The 17,734-nt window shown below is 48.0% G+C and carries 16 protein-coding genes; 4 read left to right on the top strand and 12 right to left on the bottom strand.

The features are described from left to right. Position 1 precedes the first annotated feature (1 nt). Together AC5YBX_RS13565 and AC5YBX_RS13560 are read left to right on the top strand one after the other, a co-directional pair. Positions 2 to 232 (top strand): hypothetical protein, encoded by a 231-nt coding sequence (locus AC5YBX_RS13565; protein ID WP_494521068.1) that lies wholly within the window; start codon positions 2 to 4, stop codon positions 230 to 232. 151 nt (positions 233 to 383) lie between these two features. After that, positions 384 to 2,570 carry an OsmC domain/YcaO domain-containing protein gene (locus AC5YBX_RS13560; RefSeq protein ID WP_494523845.1) on the top strand — a complete coding sequence of 729 codons (2,187 nt, stop codon included), beginning with the start codon at positions 384 to 386 and terminating at the stop codon, positions 2,568 to 2,570. 160 nt (positions 2,571 to 2,730) lie between these two features. On the opposite strand, the gene yghU is transcribed toward AC5YBX_RS13560, so the two are convergent. Beyond that, positions 2,731 to 3,588: a glutathione-dependent disulfide-bond oxidoreductase gene (gene yghU / locus AC5YBX_RS13555; RefSeq protein ID WP_494523844.1), complete on the bottom strand. Its 858-nt coding sequence runs from the start codon at positions 3,586 to 3,588 to the stop codon at positions 2,731 to 2,733. A 309-nt stretch (positions 3,589 to 3,897) separates the two neighbouring features. On the opposite strand from yghU, the gene AC5YBX_RS13550 reads away from it, so the two are divergent. Beyond that, a complete protein-coding gene (locus AC5YBX_RS13550; RefSeq protein WP_475514669.1) occupies positions 3,898 to 4,146 on the top strand; it encodes a hypothetical protein in 249 nt (82 codons plus the stop codon). Positions 4,147 to 4,193: 47 nt separating this feature from the next. Here AC5YBX_RS13550 and AC5YBX_RS13545 read toward each other — a convergent pair whose 3' ends face one another. From AC5YBX_RS13545 to AC5YBX_RS13530, 4 genes are read right to left on the bottom strand one after another with little or no spacing between them, the layout of a single operon-like run. Next, the gene (locus AC5YBX_RS13545) at positions 4,194 to 5,288 is read right to left on the bottom strand and encodes a 5-(carboxyamino)imidazole ribonucleotide synthase (protein WP_494523843.1); all 1,095 of its coding nucleotides are present in this window, start codon (positions 5,286 to 5,288) and stop codon (positions 4,194 to 4,196) included. Then, entirely contained in the window at positions 5,288 to 5,770 is a 483-nt protein-coding gene (gene purE, locus AC5YBX_RS13540; RefSeq protein ID WP_494521072.1) for a 5-(carboxyamino)imidazole ribonucleotide mutase, read from the bottom strand. Before purE ends, AC5YBX_RS13545 begins: the two co-directional genes overlap by 1 nt. Before the next feature lie 9 nt (positions 5,771 to 5,779). Further along, positions 5,780 to 6,712, bottom strand: coding sequence for a sodium-dependent bicarbonate transport family permease (locus tag AC5YBX_RS13535; RefSeq protein WP_494521073.1), 933 nt, complete (start codon positions 6,710 to 6,712; stop codon positions 5,780 to 5,782). A gap of 1 nt (position 6,713) precedes the next feature. Continuing rightward, positions 6,714 to 6,974, bottom strand: coding sequence for a hypothetical protein (locus tag AC5YBX_RS13530; RefSeq protein WP_494523842.1), 261 nt, complete (start codon positions 6,972 to 6,974; stop codon positions 6,714 to 6,716). A 134-nt stretch (positions 6,975 to 7,108) separates the two neighbouring features. On the opposite strand from AC5YBX_RS13530, the gene AC5YBX_RS13525 reads away from it, so the two are divergent. After that, positions 7,109 to 8,053, top strand: a complete 945-nt coding sequence (locus AC5YBX_RS13525; RefSeq protein WP_494521075.1) for a LysR family transcriptional regulator — start codon at positions 7,109 to 7,111, stop codon at positions 8,051 to 8,053. A gap of 4 nt (positions 8,054 to 8,057) precedes the next feature. On the opposite strand, the gene AC5YBX_RS13520 is transcribed toward AC5YBX_RS13525, so the two are convergent. From AC5YBX_RS13520 to AC5YBX_RS13490, 7 genes are all read right to left on the bottom strand, one after another. Further along, positions 8,058 to 8,378 carry a DUF1840 domain-containing protein gene (locus AC5YBX_RS13520; RefSeq protein WP_494523841.1) on the bottom strand — a complete coding sequence of 107 codons (321 nt, stop codon included), beginning with the start codon at positions 8,376 to 8,378 and terminating at the stop codon, positions 8,058 to 8,060. Between the two features lie 189 nt (positions 8,379 to 8,567). After that, positions 8,568 to 10,514, bottom strand: a complete 1,947-nt coding sequence (locus AC5YBX_RS13515; protein ID WP_494523840.1) for a TRAP transporter permease — start codon at positions 10,512 to 10,514, stop codon at positions 8,568 to 8,570. 188 nt (positions 10,515 to 10,702) lie between these two features. Next, entirely contained in the window at positions 10,703 to 11,644 is a 942-nt protein-coding gene (locus AC5YBX_RS13510; protein ID WP_494521078.1) for a TAXI family TRAP transporter solute-binding subunit, read from the bottom strand. Positions 11,645 to 12,132: 488 nt separating this feature from the next. Then, entirely contained in the window at positions 12,133 to 14,202 is a 2,070-nt protein-coding gene (locus tag AC5YBX_RS13505; RefSeq protein ID WP_494523839.1) for a M13 family metallopeptidase, read from the bottom strand. A gap of 434 nt (positions 14,203 to 14,636) precedes the next feature. Continuing rightward, positions 14,637 to 15,704 (bottom strand): PepSY-associated TM helix domain-containing protein, encoded by a 1,068-nt coding sequence (locus tag AC5YBX_RS13500; RefSeq protein WP_494523838.1) that lies wholly within the window; start codon positions 15,702 to 15,704, stop codon positions 14,637 to 14,639. Positions 15,705 to 16,046: 342 nt separating this feature from the next. Next, positions 16,047 to 16,496 (bottom strand): hypothetical protein, encoded by a 450-nt coding sequence (locus AC5YBX_RS13495; protein WP_494521081.1) that lies wholly within the window; start codon positions 16,494 to 16,496, stop codon positions 16,047 to 16,049. 812 nt (positions 16,497 to 17,308) lie between these two features. Next, positions 17,309 to 17,713 carry a GreA/GreB family elongation factor gene (locus tag AC5YBX_RS13490; protein WP_494523837.1) on the bottom strand — a complete coding sequence of 135 codons (405 nt, stop codon included), beginning with the start codon at positions 17,711 to 17,713 and terminating at the stop codon, positions 17,309 to 17,311. Between the last annotated feature and the right edge of the window lie 21 nt (positions 17,714 to 17,734).

Below are 17,734 nucleotides of genomic sequence, written 5' to 3'. Positions count from 1 at the left end.
TATGTCAGATGAGAAGCTTATCTTGTTACTCAAGTGCTGCATTATGCTCGGCATTAGCCTTATTGGTGTAGGGGTTTATTTACATAACTTTAGCGAGACAATAGAGGCCATGGGCGTTAATGGCATTATTATCAGTGCGATATGTGTCGCTATCGGCATGGTGTTGTCGCTGCCCACCAAAATGTACCTCACCTTTTTACTGGTGAAGCGCGAATCTGAGCGTAACCTTTAACCACGCCCCAAGCCGCTGTATTGCCAGAGAGCTAACTCACTTAATGGGCTTTTTGGTAATTAACCCAAGACTAATGGGTCAAAAACACCGATAATTCACCTCAATGTAAGTTTTTTGGCCGCTTGGCCGCGCACGACACTGGATATATTCAATGGAAATCAAAGTTAATTTTCTCGACAATCTCAGACTTGAAGCCAAGTTTGACGATTTTACCGTTACCGCCGATCAACCGATCCGTTACAAAGGTGATGGTTCTGCCCCTAGTCCTTTTGATTATTTCTTAGCTTCGTCAGCCCTTTGCGCGGCCTATTTCGTTAAGGTGTATTGTAAGGCGCGTGACATTCCCACCGACAATATTCGCCTGTCACAAAACAATATTGTGGATCCTGAAGATCGCTACAACCAAATTTTTCAAATTCAGGTTGAGCTGCCAGATGATATCTCCGACAAAGATCGCCAAGGTATCTTACGCTCAATCGATCGTTGCACCGTGAAAAAAGTGGTGCAAACCGGCCCCGAGTTCAAAATCGAAACGGTTGAGAATCTCGACGCCGATGCTAATGCCATGTTGATGGGCCAGCCCGATGGCGAAGCGAACACCTATATTTTGGGTAAAGATCTGCCGCTTGAGCAAACCATTGCCAATATGACTGGCATTTTGGCCGATCTTGGAATGAAGATTGAAATCTCATCATGGCGCAATATCGTACCCAATGTGTGGTCGTTGCATATTCGTGATGCTGCCTCGCCCATGTGCTTTACCAATGGTAAAGGGGCGACCAAAGAGAGCGCATTATGCTCTGCATTGGGTGAATTTATTGAGCGCCTAAACTGTAACTTTTTCTATAACGACCAGTTCTTCGGTTTGGATATCGCCAACAGCGAGTTTGTGCATTATCCCAACGAGAAATGGTTTGCGCTCACCGATGACGATGCGCTGCCTGCTGGCCTGCTCGATGACTATTGTTTAGACATTTACAATCCAGATGATGAGCTGTGTGGCTCGCATCTTATCGATACCAACTCAGGCAACATTGAGCGCGGCATCTGCACCATTCCCTATACGCGTCGCTCCGATGGCGAGACGGTTTATTTCCCGTCGAATTTAATCGAAAACCTGTTTTTAAGTAACGGTATGAGTGCGGGTAACAACCTGCAAGAAGCCGAAGTGCAGTGCTTATCAGAGATTTTTGAGCGTGCGGTTAAGCGTCAAATTATCGAGCAAGAAATTGTCCTACCAGATGTGCCTATGCAGGTGTTAGAAAAGTACCCAAGTATCCTTGCTGGCATCAAGGGGCTTGAGGAGCAAGGCTTCCCTGTGGTGGTGAAAGATGCCTCATTAGGCGGTCAGTTCCCGGTGATGTGTGTCACCTTGATGAACCCGAAAACTGGCGGCGTATTTGCGTCATTCGGCGCGCATCCGAGTTTCGAAGTGGCCTTAGAGCGCAGTTTAACTGAGCTATTACAAGGTCGCAGCTTCGAAGGCCTTAACGATGTGCCTAAGCCGACCTTTAACAGCATGGCGGTGAGTGAGCCAGAAAACTTTGTCGAGCACTTTATCGACTCGACTGGGGTGATCTCGTGGCGCTTCTTTAGCAGCAAGCATGACTTTGAGTTCTGCGAGTGGGATTTCTCTGGCACTAACGAAGAGGAAGCTAAAGGGTTGTTTGGCATCTTAGACACCTTAGGTAAAGAGGTGTACGTGGCTGAGTTTGATCAACTCGGCGCGTCGGTTTGCCGTATTTTAGTGCCAGATTACTCAGAGGTTTATCCTGTCGAAGATTTGATTTGGGATAACACCAACAAGGCGCTGGATTACCGTGAAGATATCTTAAACCTGCATACATTGAGTGATGATGAGCTGGTTGATTTAGTCAATCGTTTTGAAGAGAGTCAGCTCGATAACTACACAGATATTCGCACCCTGATTGGCATCGTGTTCGATGAAAATACCGTGTGGGGCCAGCTCACCATTATTGAGCTTAAAATCCTTATCTATCTTGCACTCGGTGCTCATGATGAGGCGCTGGAGCTGGTGGGCGACTTCTTGCAGTTTAACGATAATACGGTTGAGCGTGGCTTGTTCTATCAAGCGGTTAATGCGGTATTGGAAGTGACTTTAGACGAAGCGTTGGCGCTTGAACATTTCATCCAGAACTTCAACAGAATGTTTGGTGAAGCCGTGATGGAGCAAGTGGTTGGCTCGGTCAACGGTGACATACGTTTCTCTGGTTTAACCCAAACCAGTATGCAGCTTGAAGGCATAGAGCCACACCTGCGATTGATTGAAAGTTATAAGAAACTGCATCAAGCCCGTAAAGCCAAAGCTGGACTTTAATCATGGGCCTAACCACGAGTCTATGCATGGGCCGGCGCTATTAACTGCGTTAACAGATGTTGATGCTTGACCCCAAAAAAGCGAGCCTAAGGCTCGCTTTTTTAATGATGTGTTTTAACTTACGAGCCACCGATTCATGGCGTAACCACGCGACGTTAGCCTAAGGGCGCAGACTTAGTACTTGGTCTATATCGCTGGCGCTGTGGCGCTCATTGAGTTGCTCCCACGTTTCGCCCCATGTGCGGTTGACTATGCAACCGCGCTGCACTGCGGGTCTGGCGGCGACATCGTTGGCCCAGCGAACGACATGAGAATAAGAGTCTACCGCTAAGAATTCGGCGGCATCATATAAATGGCCAAGCACTAAGTTGCCGTACCAAGTCCAAATGGCCATATCGGCAATGCTGTATTCGTTGCCTGCAATGTAGGTGTTGTTGGCTAACTGTTTATCTAGCACGTCTAATTGGCGTTTCACTTCCATGGTGAAGCGATTGATGGGGTACTCAAATTTTTCAGGAGCATAGGCATAGAAATGGCCGAACCCGCCGCCCAAGTAAGGTGCCGAGCCTTGTAGCCAAAATAACCAATTGAGTGTCTCAGTGCGGGCGGCGTGATCTTTAGGGATAAAGTGGCCAAATTTGTCGGCTAAATAAAGCAAGATGGCGCCCGACTCAAACACTCTTATCGGCTTATCACCTGAGTTATCGACGAGGGCAGGAATTTTCGAGTTAGGGTTGATAGCGACAAAGCCTGATGAGAATTGATCGCCCTCGCCAATATCTATGGTGTAGGCATCGTATTCGGCGGCGCTAACACCTTTAGCCAAGAGTTCTTCTAACAAGATAGTGACTTTTTGGCCGTTAGGCGTGGCCAACGAATGCAGTTGCAAAGGGTGCTTGCCTACTGGCAAGACTTGTTGGTGTCTGGCGCCAGAGTCGGGACGATTAATACTGGCCCATTTGCCGCCGCTCTCTTTATCCATTGTCCATACTTTAGGGGGCGTATACTCTTGTGTCATGTGATTTCCTTGGTTTTACTGGCGTGATACTGCTTAATATCGGGATGTTTAATCTCAGTTAAACCCCTAAAGGTTATTTTTAGTTATAACACTTGGCTATCGATCCCAAGTATTAGTTATAAGTGGCAGATAAATGGCCGCAATAGAATATCTGCTGCCTTAGCCAATGATGATAGCGCAATACTGAGAGTTCACATTGTCCCCCACTTTACGGTAAAGTACGCCGCTCAAAGTGATACAGATACAGACTGAACCTCAGCTCCATTTGAGCCAATGCAGGTCAGTTGTGACGACAAGAGTAGTGAATAGATGAATAATGAACACGATGTGATCGATAATTTAGCCGAATTACGCCGCTTTATTGCCGCTGTTGAGCAGGGGGGGTTAGGTTTAGAAGGGGTCGTTGGGATTGGCATGGCGACCAATAATGCCGACGGTCGTCCCTTTGTGGCGGTGTTTGGCAATAACCACAAGTTATTGCTTGCCCGTTGGGTAACCCAAGAGGTGTTTGATACGGGTAAAGATATTGTCCGAAATGGCGCCCAACCACAGCATTAAGTGTGATTGAGCGACAGCCCTAAAGCGCCTTTGTCTGACGAGTGGCGCTAACGGGGTAGGCTAGCTTCAACTTGTGCGATCTGCTGCTGTAATTGCGCATGGTCGTAGGCATTAATGTTGATATGGCCCACTTTGCGTTGAGGTTGCGGCGTCTTGTTATACCAGTGCAAACTGGCATTGGCGGTAAGCGCCTCCCTTGGCGCTGCAGCTGTGCCCAGTAAATTGAGCATTGCCGTAGCGCCTTGAGCTTGCGTAGCCCCTAGCGGCAGACCGGCTATCGCCCTGAGGTGGTTTTCAAATTGACAGGTCATGGCGCCCAGCTGTGTCCAGTGGCCGCTGTTATGCACTCTAGGCGCCAGCTCGTTAACCAGTAGTTTATCTCCCACCACAAATAACTCCATGGCGAGCACGCCCACATAGGGCAGGGCGTCAAAAATCGCCCGCATATAATCTTCGGCGGTTTGTTGCATCATAGGCGTTATCCCCTGAGCTGGGGCGATGGAGCGCACTAAGATCCCTTGATGGTGCACATTGTCGGTTAGCGGGTAAAACCGGGTTTCGCCTGTCGTGCTGCGCACACCGATAAGCGACACTTCCCGGTCAAACGCTATCCACTGCTCTGCCAGATAATCCGTTTGGGGTGGGCTGGCAACAAGCTGTGCTAGTTGTTTATCCTCTTTGACTAGCCACTGGTTTTTGCCGTCATACCCGTCATGTAGGGATTTAAGCACCATGGGCAGACCAATCTCTTTAGCGCTTTGGTCTAAGTCGATACCGTAGCAAAAAGGTGCACTGGGGATCTGCAGTCGGGCTAGCAGCTGTTTTTCCTCGATACGGCTTTTGCAATGGGCAACGCTATTGACGCTCGGCGCGATACGGCAAAAAGCGGCTAAGCCTTGCAGTAAGTTAAGGTCGACCTGCTCCTTTTCTACCGTGAAAGCATCTGGCTGACCTAAGGCATCATAAAGGTCTGCAAGGTTATCGCCCGCTTGCCATGGCGCAATCAGTCCTAAACCTTCAACGCAGCTTAAATCGGTATCGCTGCCTGTATCGGCCACAAAGCTAAACTTGAGCCCCAGAGGGAGCCCAGCCAGTGCCAGCATGCGGGCTAATTGACCGCAGCCAATAATGCCAATACGCATTATTCTACCTCCAGTGGCACGCTGGCAGTTTGTGAGGCTCTCCAATCGATAAGCCGCTGAGTTAAAGCGCTATCACCTAATGCCAATATTTGCGCTGCCATCAGGCCGGCATTAAAGGCACCCGACTCGCCAATGGCTTGGGTGGCCACTGCAACACCTTTAGGCATTTGCACGATAGACAGTAAACTGTCCATCCCTTTTAAGGATTTGCTCGACACCGGCACCGCAATTACGGGCAGGTGGGTCATCGCGGCAGTCATGCCGGGTAGATGTGCGGCGCCGCCAGCGCCGGCAATGATCACCTCTATGCCCTCTTTAGCCGCATTATGGCTAAATTCGACCAGACGCTCAGGGGTACGATGCGCCGATACCACTTGAGTGTGATAGCTTATCTTTAGTGCATCGAGCACTGAGGTTGCATTTTTCATGGTGGGCCAATCACTCTGTGAGCCCATAATTATGGCGACTTTAGCTTGTGTCATTGCTGCCTCTTAAGTTGTTAACCAATGTGTAAATAGTGCGTAAGTGGGGATGCCAACCAATACGTTGAACGGGAAGGTGATCGCTAACGAGTAGGTGACAGACAGGCTATGGTCGGCCTGGGGAATGGCAACGCGCATCGCCGCAGGCACCGCAATATAAGATGCGCTGGCGCCTAAGGTGGCCAATAAGATAGCGCCGCCATTGGACAGCCCTAAATAGAGCCCCAGTAAACAGCCGATAAAGCCGCCAATTAAGGGCATGGCCACGCCAAATGCCAGAATAAAGCTGCCCATCTGTTTTAGCGCCTGAATTCGACTGGCCGCCATCATCCCCATCTCTAATAAGAACAGCGCCAAGACACCATGGAACAGGTCAAAGAACAGCGGCGTGATAGAGCCTATTCGGTCGGCGCCCCAGTAGCCAATAACCAGCGCCCCCACAAGTAGGATTAAGCTTTGATTACAAAACACTTCATGCAGTAACACGCGCCACTTTACCTGCTGGCCTTTTTCTTGGGCAAGGGCGATCCCGACGGCAATCGCTGGGATCTCCAGTAACACCACAAACAGCGGGAAATAGGCTTCATAACTGATATTTTGCGATTCTAAAAATGCCACCGCGACCGCATAGGTACCAATGCTCACCGAGCCATAATGGGCCGCAATCGAGGCGCTATCGGCGCGATTAAGCTGGCCGATAAAGCGTAAAATGGGAAAGGCGATAAGGGGTAATATTAATCCCATTGCGATGACCCACATCGACTGGGGTAATAGTGCGCTAGAGCCATGTTTGGCTAGCGCTACGCCACCTTTTAGGCCGATGGCGATTAATAAAAACAGGGTCAGAGTTTGATAGAGTGCCTTAGGAAATTGCACATTGGATTTTAACAATGTGGCTAACGCTCCTAAGATGAAAAAAGCGATAGTAATGTCGAGTTGCATATTAGCGTCTGCTTAAGTCAGATGTGATGTTGACCTGCGTTGTTGATGTCAGAGGCTGACGTTGGAGGCGCGATGATGAAGTGAGTCGATTGAAAAGAGTGACAGTGCACAGGGTGAAAACCGCGCCTGCAGACAGGAGCAGTCCGCCACCATTGTGACCCTGCATGCTAGCCACACCGCCAAGTGCGCCCACTCCTGTGGCAACGAGTAAACTAAATAACAGCGCGCGGTCCTGACGTATCTGCTCAATGATCTGTTTCATCCTATCCTCGCTTGTTTTGCAGCCGATAGATTTCGGCGACTAAATTTATGCGGTGATCTTGCCAAAAATAGGTTATATATAAAAATAGATATTTATTGGTTAATATATAGATAAGAATCTATACAAGGGCAATCATGTCACTCAGATTACAAGCTCATTTGGGCACGCTGCGGCAGATGGAAATTTTGTTAGCGGTATATGATAGCGGCAGCGTCAGTGGCGCCGCGCAGCAATTGCACCTGACTCAGCCGACAATCTCGATGCAATTAAAAAAACTGGCCGATGTGATCGGGCTGGCCTTGTATAACATCGTGGGCAGAAAAGTGGTGTTTACCGAAGCAGGGTTAGAGGTGGTGAAAACTGCCACCGAGGTATTAGACAGTTTTTCTCGTTTAGAGATGTCATTGTCTGACATGGGGGAGTTAAAGTCGGGAACACTTCGTTTGGCGGTGGTGACTACGGCTAAATATTTTATTCCACACTTATTAGGCCCCTTCTGTGAGCGTTACCCCAATGTCAGCGTGCAATTAAATGTGGGCAACCGTCAGCAGATCATCGAACGCCTTAAACAAGGTATTGATGATTTTTATGTGTTTAGTCATCCTCCGGGCGATCTAAATACCGAGAGTATCGAGTTTTTTAATAACCCGTTGGTTGCCATAGCCCATGAGCAACACCCGCTGGTGCAGCAGGCTGAGGTGTCGTTAGCTCAATTATGTGATGCGCCTTTTTTAATGCGTGAGAACGGCTCAGGTACCCGTTTAGCTATTGAAAATTTCATGAATCAACAGGGCGTTAAGCTCAATGTGAAGATGACCATTGAGAGTAACGAAGCCATTAAACATTCGGTGATGTCTGGTTTAGGAGTGAGTATCTTATCGGCCCACACCCTCACGTTTGGTGGCCATATGGGGCTGGCACAGTTGCGGGTGAAATCTTTGCCTATCAACTCCAACTGGTATTTTTTGTGGCTAAAATCGAAACGGCCCTCGGCGATAGCGCAGGCCTTTTTATCCCATGTACAGAGTGAGGGGCGTGAAATGCTGCTAACCGAATTGGCCCGTTGCGAGCCGATTTAAGGTGTTACTCCCACATGACGTTGTCTTGGGATGCTTGCGCCGCCTTGAGTAATTCGATAAGCGGCAAGGCGCGGTGACGCAGGCTGACATCTGGGGCATCTTCATCTTGCTCCTTATCGGCATCGTGCTGCGCGCGAGTCGCTTCGGTAGCGGCTGGCAGTGCCGTCACGGCGGCCGATAATTTTTGTAATGCAGCAGGCACGTCAGCGGCCAAAATCGCGCCGGGCACTGTGGTGCTGTGGCCCATCATTTGTAATAAACGGGTCGCAACATCGCCAAACATGGTGATATCTGAATAGTACTTTGTCTTAAATGTAACCAACATGGCAAACCCCTTAAGTGTGGCGGATGATTGGTGATAGTAGGTTAACTTTCAGTATGATGCCTTAATCATGAGCCGACTACCTAAATCGGTACTTATCATGGGAAAACTATTGAAGCAGATTATTGTGGCGTAGGTAGGTATCGCGACAAGGCTGGCTGACGACAGCTTTGTCGCGCTAAGCATAGGCACCTAGTGATTATCTGAACGCTCAATCACATCGCGGCTTTGCCACTGTATGGCTAGCAATACCAGTAATGCTGCGACACCAGCTATGCCTAAATTAAATGGATTAAATAGCACTAAGGGGACGATAAACAGGGCCACTAATCGCTCTATTAGGGTCAGCCTGCGCAGCATATAGCCTTCGATAGCGATAGCCAATGCGACTATGATGGTGCTGGTTTGTGCTATCGCAAATAGAAAGCCTAGCCAGCTAACATCGGGATTAAGCAGATCGGTATAAGCCATCATGATGGGGATGATAAACAGGCCGCCGGCTAACTTAAACGCTTCTACCGACGACTTCATTGGGTTGGCGTTTGCCACCCCGGCCCCGGCGAAGGCCGCCAATGCGATAGGTGGGGTGACATTGGAGGTCTGTGACAGCCAAAATACAATCAGATGGGCGGTCAATAGCGGTAAGCCAAAGTCGCCCAGCATAGGCACGGCCATCACGGCCAGTACGATATAAGCCGCCGTTACCGGTAAGCCCATCCCCAGCACTAAGGCCACAATGCTGACCAGCCCTAGCGCTATCAACATATAGCCACCGGAAAAATCCATTACAAACTGGGTAAACTGCAAGCCAATACCGGTTTGGCCGACAACGCCTACTATGATCCCCGCCGCGCCACAAGCCACCGAGATCGGTAGCGCCAATAGCGCTCCGTTTTTCATGCCTGAGATAAATTTTCGTAAGCCGATGCGGCTATGTTTACGCAGCCCTGCGGTTAATAAGATTGCCGCGCAACCTGCCACGCCCACCAGTAGCGGTGAATACGCCAGCATCAGCAGCACTGTGATCAGCACTAAAGGGATAAGGTGATGGGCGCCATCTTTCATGACGGTGATCACCGCTTCGGTGCGGCTTTGAGCCTGCAAGTTGAGCTTACAGGCCATCAGATGCACATAGAGCAAGGTACAGAAAAAGTACAAGATGGCTGGTGCTATCGAGGCTAACATGATGTCGCTGTAAGGCACGCCAGTAAACTGCGCCATAACAAAGGCGCCAGCGCCCATGATAGGAGGCATGATTTGCCCACCCGTGGAGGCTGCGGCCTCAATCCCTGCCGATTGCTCCGGGGTATAGCCGAGCTTTTTCATCATGGGAATCGTGACCGAACCTGTGGTAACAGTATTGGCGATGGCCGAACCTGAAATGGAGCCTAATCCAGCTGATGCTAACACCGCGGCTTTTGCCGGGCCACCGCGGTATTTACCGGCAATCGAAAAAGCCAGATCGATAAAAAACTTACCGGCGCCTGTCACCTCTAAAAACGCGCCAAACAACACAAAGATAAACACTGTGGTGGCGGCGATCCCTAAGGCGGAGCCGAACACGCCATTGGCGGAGTAAATCTGAAACTGGATCAGCTCTTGTAACGAATAGGCCTTAGTCGCTAACGCGCCAGGTAGCATATCCCCAAAAGCGCTATAACTGAGAAAGAGCAGTGCTATCAATACCATGACAGGGCCTACTGTGCGGCGACAGCCCTCCATCAATAATCCCAGCAAGGCGCAGCCCGCAATAAGATCGGCGCTGCCCAAGCCATACAGTAGATGATCGATATCGTTGTAATCAAATATCCACAGACGATAACCGGCAAAGACGGTGGCAGCGCACAGCACGAGATCGATTGCACGCCCTGGGAGATAGAGCTTGCTATAGCGGTTAGCAATCAGTGGGTAATGTAAAAAAATCAGCACCAACACCCAGGTGAGGTGGATAGGGCGAAAGTAGGTGGCCGATATTGTCGAGGTAATGCCTTGCCAGATCTGAAATGCCGAGAGTGTGACAGCAATGGCGAGGATCCCATAGCCAAAGAGTGTCACAATGCGCTCAAATGGCATCTGTCTATCGTTCACGAGAGGTGAGTTACTTCGATCGGCAGATGCATTGTGTTCAACTGCACTCATAAAAAATCCTTTATCAAACGGGAATGTTGACGGCTCCGCCGCGGCTTAGCCTGAAAATCATGTTACTGGCTACTGATATAAGCTGACAAAGGCAACTGTGTAGTTGCCTTTGTCAGTGATGCCAATGTTAGATACATCAGTTTCGCGGGGTAAATGCGAGGTGCATCAGCTCAGTGATGCTCTGCGGTTTACTTCGCGCTGGCATCCTTAGCAATTGAATCGAAATATTGCTGCGCGCCAGGGTGCAGTGGCACTCCCTTTAGGCGAAACGCATTTTCAGGTGTAGTCGCTTCGGCCACTTTAACCACTTTACGTACTTCGGCCATGTTTTCGAATGCCGCTTTGGTTAAGTTAAACGCCATTTCATCGCTCATCGTAGCGCTCACAACCAATACGTTCCACACACTTAATGTGGGGACGGCGTCTACCTTGTTGTAGACACTTTCAGGGATAGTGTAGCTGCTGTAGGCTGGGTATTGCGCCATGAAAGCCGCACTTTGCTCATCAGTGATCGGGATAAGATTGATATCATGGGTCAGAGCCACTTGGGTTACCGCGCCCACCCCTTGGCCGCCGACAATAAAGCCTGCATCGATTTGACCATTGGCTAAGGCGTTAGTGGTTTCTGAGTAGTTAAGATAAACCGCATCGATATCGTTTTTGATATCAATGCCCATCGATTCGAGCAATGCTGCAGAGGTTACGGCGGTGCCACTGGCTGGCGCCCCTAACGAGATACGCTTACCTTTTAATTGGTTTAGTGAGGTGATGCCCGATTTTTTGAGGCTGATGGCATGCACTAGGTTGGGATACAGCGCAAACAAGGTATTGACCGGCATAGCGCTCTTAAATTTACCTTCACCTTTGTAGGCATCAAGAACCACATTGCCCATGGCGATGCCGGCAATCATATCGCCTCGAACCACTTTAATGGTGTTCTCTACCGAGGCGGCGGTGACTTCGGCTTTCACATTAACATCGTCAACATGTTCAGACCATACTTTGGCTAAGGCGCCACCAAAGGGATAGTAAATACCGCTTTGGCCGCCCGTTCCGATGGAGTAGTTTTCGGCATGAAGTGCCGTTGGCAGCATAAGCAGTAGAGCGAGTGCTAAGACGCGATTAATCATAGTCGTTTCCCTTTTTCTATCAAACAGTGAATGTGACTGCAATAAAATTGTTTTAAATCTTATTGTTATATTATTTTTGTGGTTTTATTTGTTGGTTCAACGATAGCATATCTGTCGTTCACGCACCTGATGCTCCAAGGTTGTCAGCGTGAATATATTAGACGATAACTTTGCTTCTTTGTTGCAAGAAGTATTTTAATTGGTAATGGTTTTGGGTTTTTAGTGTTGTTGATAGTCAGTTAATACGTGATTGATGTCAAGTTACTGGGCTTTGGCTGGCTAAAGTCTGTGCGGTAGTGCAGATGATGTTAAGGTGATTTTCGAGATCAGTGAGGCGTTGATGCGGGTAAAGTTGGGCAGGAATAGACATGTAAGCTATAAAAATGCCAGTCACAGTGACTGGCATTTTAGTTTAGTTGCGTGGTCAATAAGCGATATTGCTCGGTAATTACTTAGCTATCACTTAGTTCACGCTTATCTTGTTTGGATCACCAAATGCGCACGCGCTCTTCTTCGCTGAGGTATAACGCATCGCCAGGTTGCACGTCGAACGCCTTGTACCATGAATCATGGTTACGTGGCGCGAGCGCGCGATAACGGCCCGGGGCGTGAGTGCCACCGCGCAGTTGGTTGAGCATGCTCTGCTCGGTGCGTTTTTCTTTCCACACCTGTGCCCAAGCCAAGAAGAAGCGTTGATCGCCCGTGAGGCCATCGATAATTGGGGCTTCTTTGCCGTTGAGACTGAGCTTATAAGCATGATAGGCCATAGATAAACCGCCCACGTCGCCGATGTTTTCCCCTAGGCTGTTGCGGCCATTAACGAAGTTATCTGGGATCGGCTCGTATTGACTGTATTGCTCAGCAAGACGATCGGCTTTGGCATCAAAGGCCGCACGGTCTTGATCTGTCCACCAGTTACGTTGAATACCATTCGCATCAGACTTTGAACCTTGGTCATCGAAGCCATGTCCCATTTCGTGACCAATTACGGCGCCAATACCGCCATAGTTAACCGCAGGATCGGCGTTAGGATCAAAAAACGGTGGCTGTAAGATGGCCGCAGGGAAGACAATTTCGTTAAACGAGCTATTGTAGTAGGCGTTAACGCGTTGTGGCGTCATGCCCCAGCGGTTACGGTCAGTTTTTTCTAGCTCTTTAGCGACGCTATCGGCTCTAAAAAACTCTCTGAGATTGGTGATGTTGCTGACTAAGTCGGTGCGACTTAGGGTTAAACCATCAAACTCTTGCCATACGTCGGGATAGCCAATCTTGGGGGTAAAGGCTTTGAGTTTGGCGTGGGCGTTGACTTTGGTTTCGTCGCCCATCCAGTCGAGCCCATCGATGCGCTCACCTAAAGCAGTGCGTAGGTTCTCTACTAATTGCGCCATCTGTTGCTTCGATGACTCAGGGAAGTAGCGCGCCACGTACACTTTACCGATAGCAAAGCCCAGTGACTGTGTGCCAGACATCTGCTCTACAGCGCGCTTCCAACGTGGGCGAGGCTCTTGCTGACCGCTTAAGGTTTTACCATAAAAATCGAAACTGGTGGCGTAGATATCTTCCGACAATAATTCAGCATTGTTACTGATGGTGTGGAAGGTGAGGTAATCACGCCAGCTAGCCAAATCCTCATTATTAATTAAGGCGATCATGGCGTTAACTGGCTCAGGCTGAGAAATATTCAGCTGCGGGACTTGGTAGCCGGTTTGGGCAAAATAGCGATCCCAGTTAAAACCTGGATATTGTTTACTTAAATCCTCGCGTTTAATTTGATTGAGGGTCAAATCACGGTTGCGGCGCTTCTCTCTGGGCCATTGGCCTTCGGCCATCTTGGTTTCTAACGCTAAAATCGCCTCGGCGCGCGCTTGGCCATCTTTGATGCCAGCAAAAGCCAGCATGTCGGCAATATGAGTCACATAGGCCTTGCGGATATTAACGAAGCGTTCGCTATCTTCTAAATAGTAAGAGCGATCGGGTAAACCTAAGCCGCCAGCGCCAATGGACATCTCATATTGGTTAGGGTCGAGGCGATTAAACCACATCCCACCACCAATGGGTGAGGTGCTGCCGATAAGCCAAGACTGACCAAATAGGGTGGTTAAATCGTCGGTAGAATCAATAGCCGCAATGCTATCTAAGGTGGGCTGGATAGGGGTGATGCCACGTTTGTTGATGGTATCGGTATCCATATAGGCGTTATAGAAATCGGCAATTAGTTGCTCTTCGGCGTTAAGGTTATCGCGAGCGGCAATATCATCGATGATCTCTTTGACCTGTTTCTCGCTGCGCTCGGCTAATGCGGTAAATGCACCATAACGAGTCTTATCGGCTGGCATCTGGTAGTTGTCGTACCAAGTGCCGCTGGCATACATAAAGAAGTCATCGCCAGGTTTAACGGCTAAGTTGCGCGCGGTTAAATCGACCCCAAAGCTGCCCAGTTCGGCTTGCTTGCTTGGGGTGGTGACTTCACTTTTTACATCGCTGGTATTTACATCAGATGTGCCACAGCCACTAAGAAAAGTGCTGGCCAATGCGATGGCTATTAAGGATTTTTTCATTGTTTTATATTCTTCCTTGCTGGTGGTAGCTTGTTGATTGATGTTGTTTATCTTGTAAGACTGTCAAAAAATGTCAACCGTATAATTGTTAGCAAAGTTTTAACCGACAAAAACACGGGGCCAAGGGGGGGGCTGAGGAGGTTATTGGGAGGTTAAGCTAAGAGGGACTCTTGGGTTGGAACTGGGCTGGAGCGCTTAGGGGATATGTTACCTCACCTTATGAATTATTCTACTGAGCCTTAACGTGCTATTGGCCAAGACAAGATTTGCAGATTGATAGAGATTGATAGAGACCTTCATGTCCGTGGGCGATACCAAACTCATACCCCTGATGGGCCATTTTGCTGCGTCAGTGAAATAATTGTGGGATATGGCGTGCATAAAGCTCAGATAGCGGGCGGCTATCTGAGCCTAAGGGGGTTACTGGCTAACCATTAATGCTGGAGATTAAGTGCGTAACTGCGCTTACGTTTAAAGGTGCGTCGACAAAAGGTTACTAAACTAAACGATAAGATCAGTGTGCCGACACCGGATACTAAGGTGATCAGCACCACATAGCTCAGTGGCATATTGAGCGCATCATGCAGTGGTCTAACAAACGTTGCTATTTGACCCGAAAGTGGTCTGTCGCTGTGTTTGAGTGCAGTCTGAATGATACCTTGCTGATAATTCATACTGATTTGGTCGGCTTCACGTAACCAGACATCGCTGTGGCTATCAAAGCGTATGCTGTAGATGAGCTCGGGTGTCTTGTTGTTACGCGGCTTACTCACGGCGACCAACTGAGATTCAGGCCAAAATTGCTGGGCGTTATTCAGCTGGCTCAGCCAGTCACTTTGTTGGCTAACCGGATATGGTATATCCGATGATGGCGCTGATTTTACTGCATCGATCCACAGCCCTTTGTAAGTAATTAAAAAGCCGCTAATGCACAAAATAAATAGCGGGACAGAAATAAATAATCCCAGTTGTATATGGCTTTTTACCAAGCTGCTGGAGCGAGTGTTACGCGGAATACTCTGCTTGAGTCGAAACGACTTGCGCACACGCCACCACAGATAAATACCGACCAAGGTGATTGCGCCGCCCAGCAGTGATGCCCAAGCGTTAGTGTACTTACCTACATCGCCGAGTAAAAAGTTACGATGTAACCAAAAAATAGTGCTGTAAAAGGGAATGTCGGCAGAGGCACTGACAGACAGCTCATTGAGCTGATTATCGAACGCGATAGACTTGCCGCGCATCGATGCTTGAATATAGGGTTTGTACTCGGTAGGAAAGCGTACCGTGGTCATGTCAGGGTAACGTTCAAATAGCGACTGCAGAGCAGCGGCTTTCTGCTCAGTGGATAAGGGCATAAATGTCTGCCCGTGGTTATCGAGCCGCTTAATGATATCGACGCTGCCTAAATACACTCCAGTGGTTAATACGAGTAGCATGGTGATGCTGACACAAAAACCGACCCAATTATGGAACCACTTTAATGCTGGTACTAGATTCATATTGATCTTCTCACTCTACGCAGCGATATTGCTGGCAGATTCTCCGTGATTAATGTTACGTGGCGATCATAAAAAGCAAGATTGCTTTTATGGTTAAGCCAATACGTAAACTTAAAATTATTTATGAGAATGATAATTACTCTCAACAAGAAGTTCAATTAAATAAATGTAAAGTCGTGCGGTTGAGTTCACAAATTATAAGGCGCGCCACTGCAGCTAACGTATTGCGGTCATAAGCCGCAGTGGATTATTAGTAAGCGAAGGAGTGAACGATATGATTGCCATCGTCTGAGACGGTAACTTAAGCCTGATAATCTTCATGCTTAAGTCCTGAGCGTAGGATCACTTGAGAATGATCTCTCGCATTCGATATTCGCCGGTGAGGGTTCTGACCTCGGGGTATTTTGCAGAGATCTCTTCAGACATTTTTTTATCTGCTTCAGTCCATTTTTTCATGAAAGCATCGTACTTTTGTTTGTTGGGTTCCAAGTCGCTGGCATTTTCGAAGGTGACCACTAACAACATATTAAAATCACCACTGGTGGGAAGATCGCTGCCATAAATTTTCCAGTCTTTAATGTAACCCAGTTCTTTTTGAATGTTAGCCGCTTTCACCCAGCTATCGCGCAGACCCGCTAAGTAGACGTCGCCCATATTAGGGTCGATACGCACTGTGGTGATGGCAATGATCTCGCTGCCCAGTTCATAATCCTGATAAACTTCAAGCCTGTCTTTAGCTACAATCGTGCCACTCAATAAGGTACCCAATAAGATAATTAACAGATTTTTCATTTTATTTGCTCCGGTGAGTAAGATATCTACATGCTCATTCGAACCTGTGCTGTATGAGCCTCAATGAGTATAGACAACTTAACATTCGCAGAGGCTATGCATTAAAAAGACGTATCTGGGTTATTTTGCTTATTTACTCAATGTGACAGGTGAGGGGAGTTGCTGAAGGTAAAACGGGTATAGTACAAACATTAAAAAGGAGCCTAACGGTCACTGCTCAATGATCTGTTAGGCTCCGATGACTTATCATTTCAAAGAGGCGTATGCCTTAAACATGACTTTCATGCTTGCAGCGATAAACTAATCGGACGATTTTTGGCGCTCGCGTTTATCTTTACGTTTCTCTTTTAATGAGCGTTGTGGCGCTTTCTTTGCCTTTTCTTTACTCATGGATATCGACTCCAACGTTTAATTCGCCATCAAATACCGCGCCGTTATTCGATTTTGATCGCTTGGGCTCAATTATTATTTCCAGCTTAAATTGAGGCGTTATATACATTAATCCATTTGATATTTAAGAGTTAACCTCACTGAAGCGTCATACAATTTCTATCGCTTCTGGTGATATTTTTGGGCGCTTACGTTAAAAGCGCTGCCATGCTATTGAGTAAATGTCGCCCCAAAATGCGGTTAACGGCTTAATGATTTATCAAGTTAGATTAATCTTCACGGCCAATAAATGCCTTCAAAATAACATCTCCTTCTACATGAGCATGTCAGCCTAAGCCTTGTGCTTTGGGTTATCGACGTTCGCCACCAGCCGCCACCAACAGCGAGTAAAATAAGCATGATGCCACGGAGCTGAGCATGCTTTAGTGTAAAGTCGTGCGGGTTTTCTTGTTACTACTTACCTGGGTGATCATAAAGAGCACTGGTTTGCCTAAAATATTAACTTGAGCCATCTCCCCTTTAGACTGCCCCAGTAAACTGGCGCCTAAATCAGAAATAACTGAAAAACGTCCTGCGCTGGGCTTGTGTTTGGGCGGGTAGACCAGTTCTATTTGATATTCTTGTTGGTCTTGCATATTCACAAGGCTGACTTGGCACCCGACACCAATTTTATCGCTTGAAGCGTTATCTTGAAGATCATCTAATTTTGCAATAACACCAGCCAGTGCTGTGGGGCGCAAAGATGCATTAAAGCTATTCTGTAAATAATAAGATTCAGTTTTTAATGTTAATGTCTGAAATACATTTTTAATAAATGAAGTAATCATATTTCCTCTAGTAGGTTAAAA

Source organism: Shewanella sp. 492, from assembly GCF_059338445.1.
This window is presented reverse-complemented; position numbering and strand designations above follow the sequence as displayed.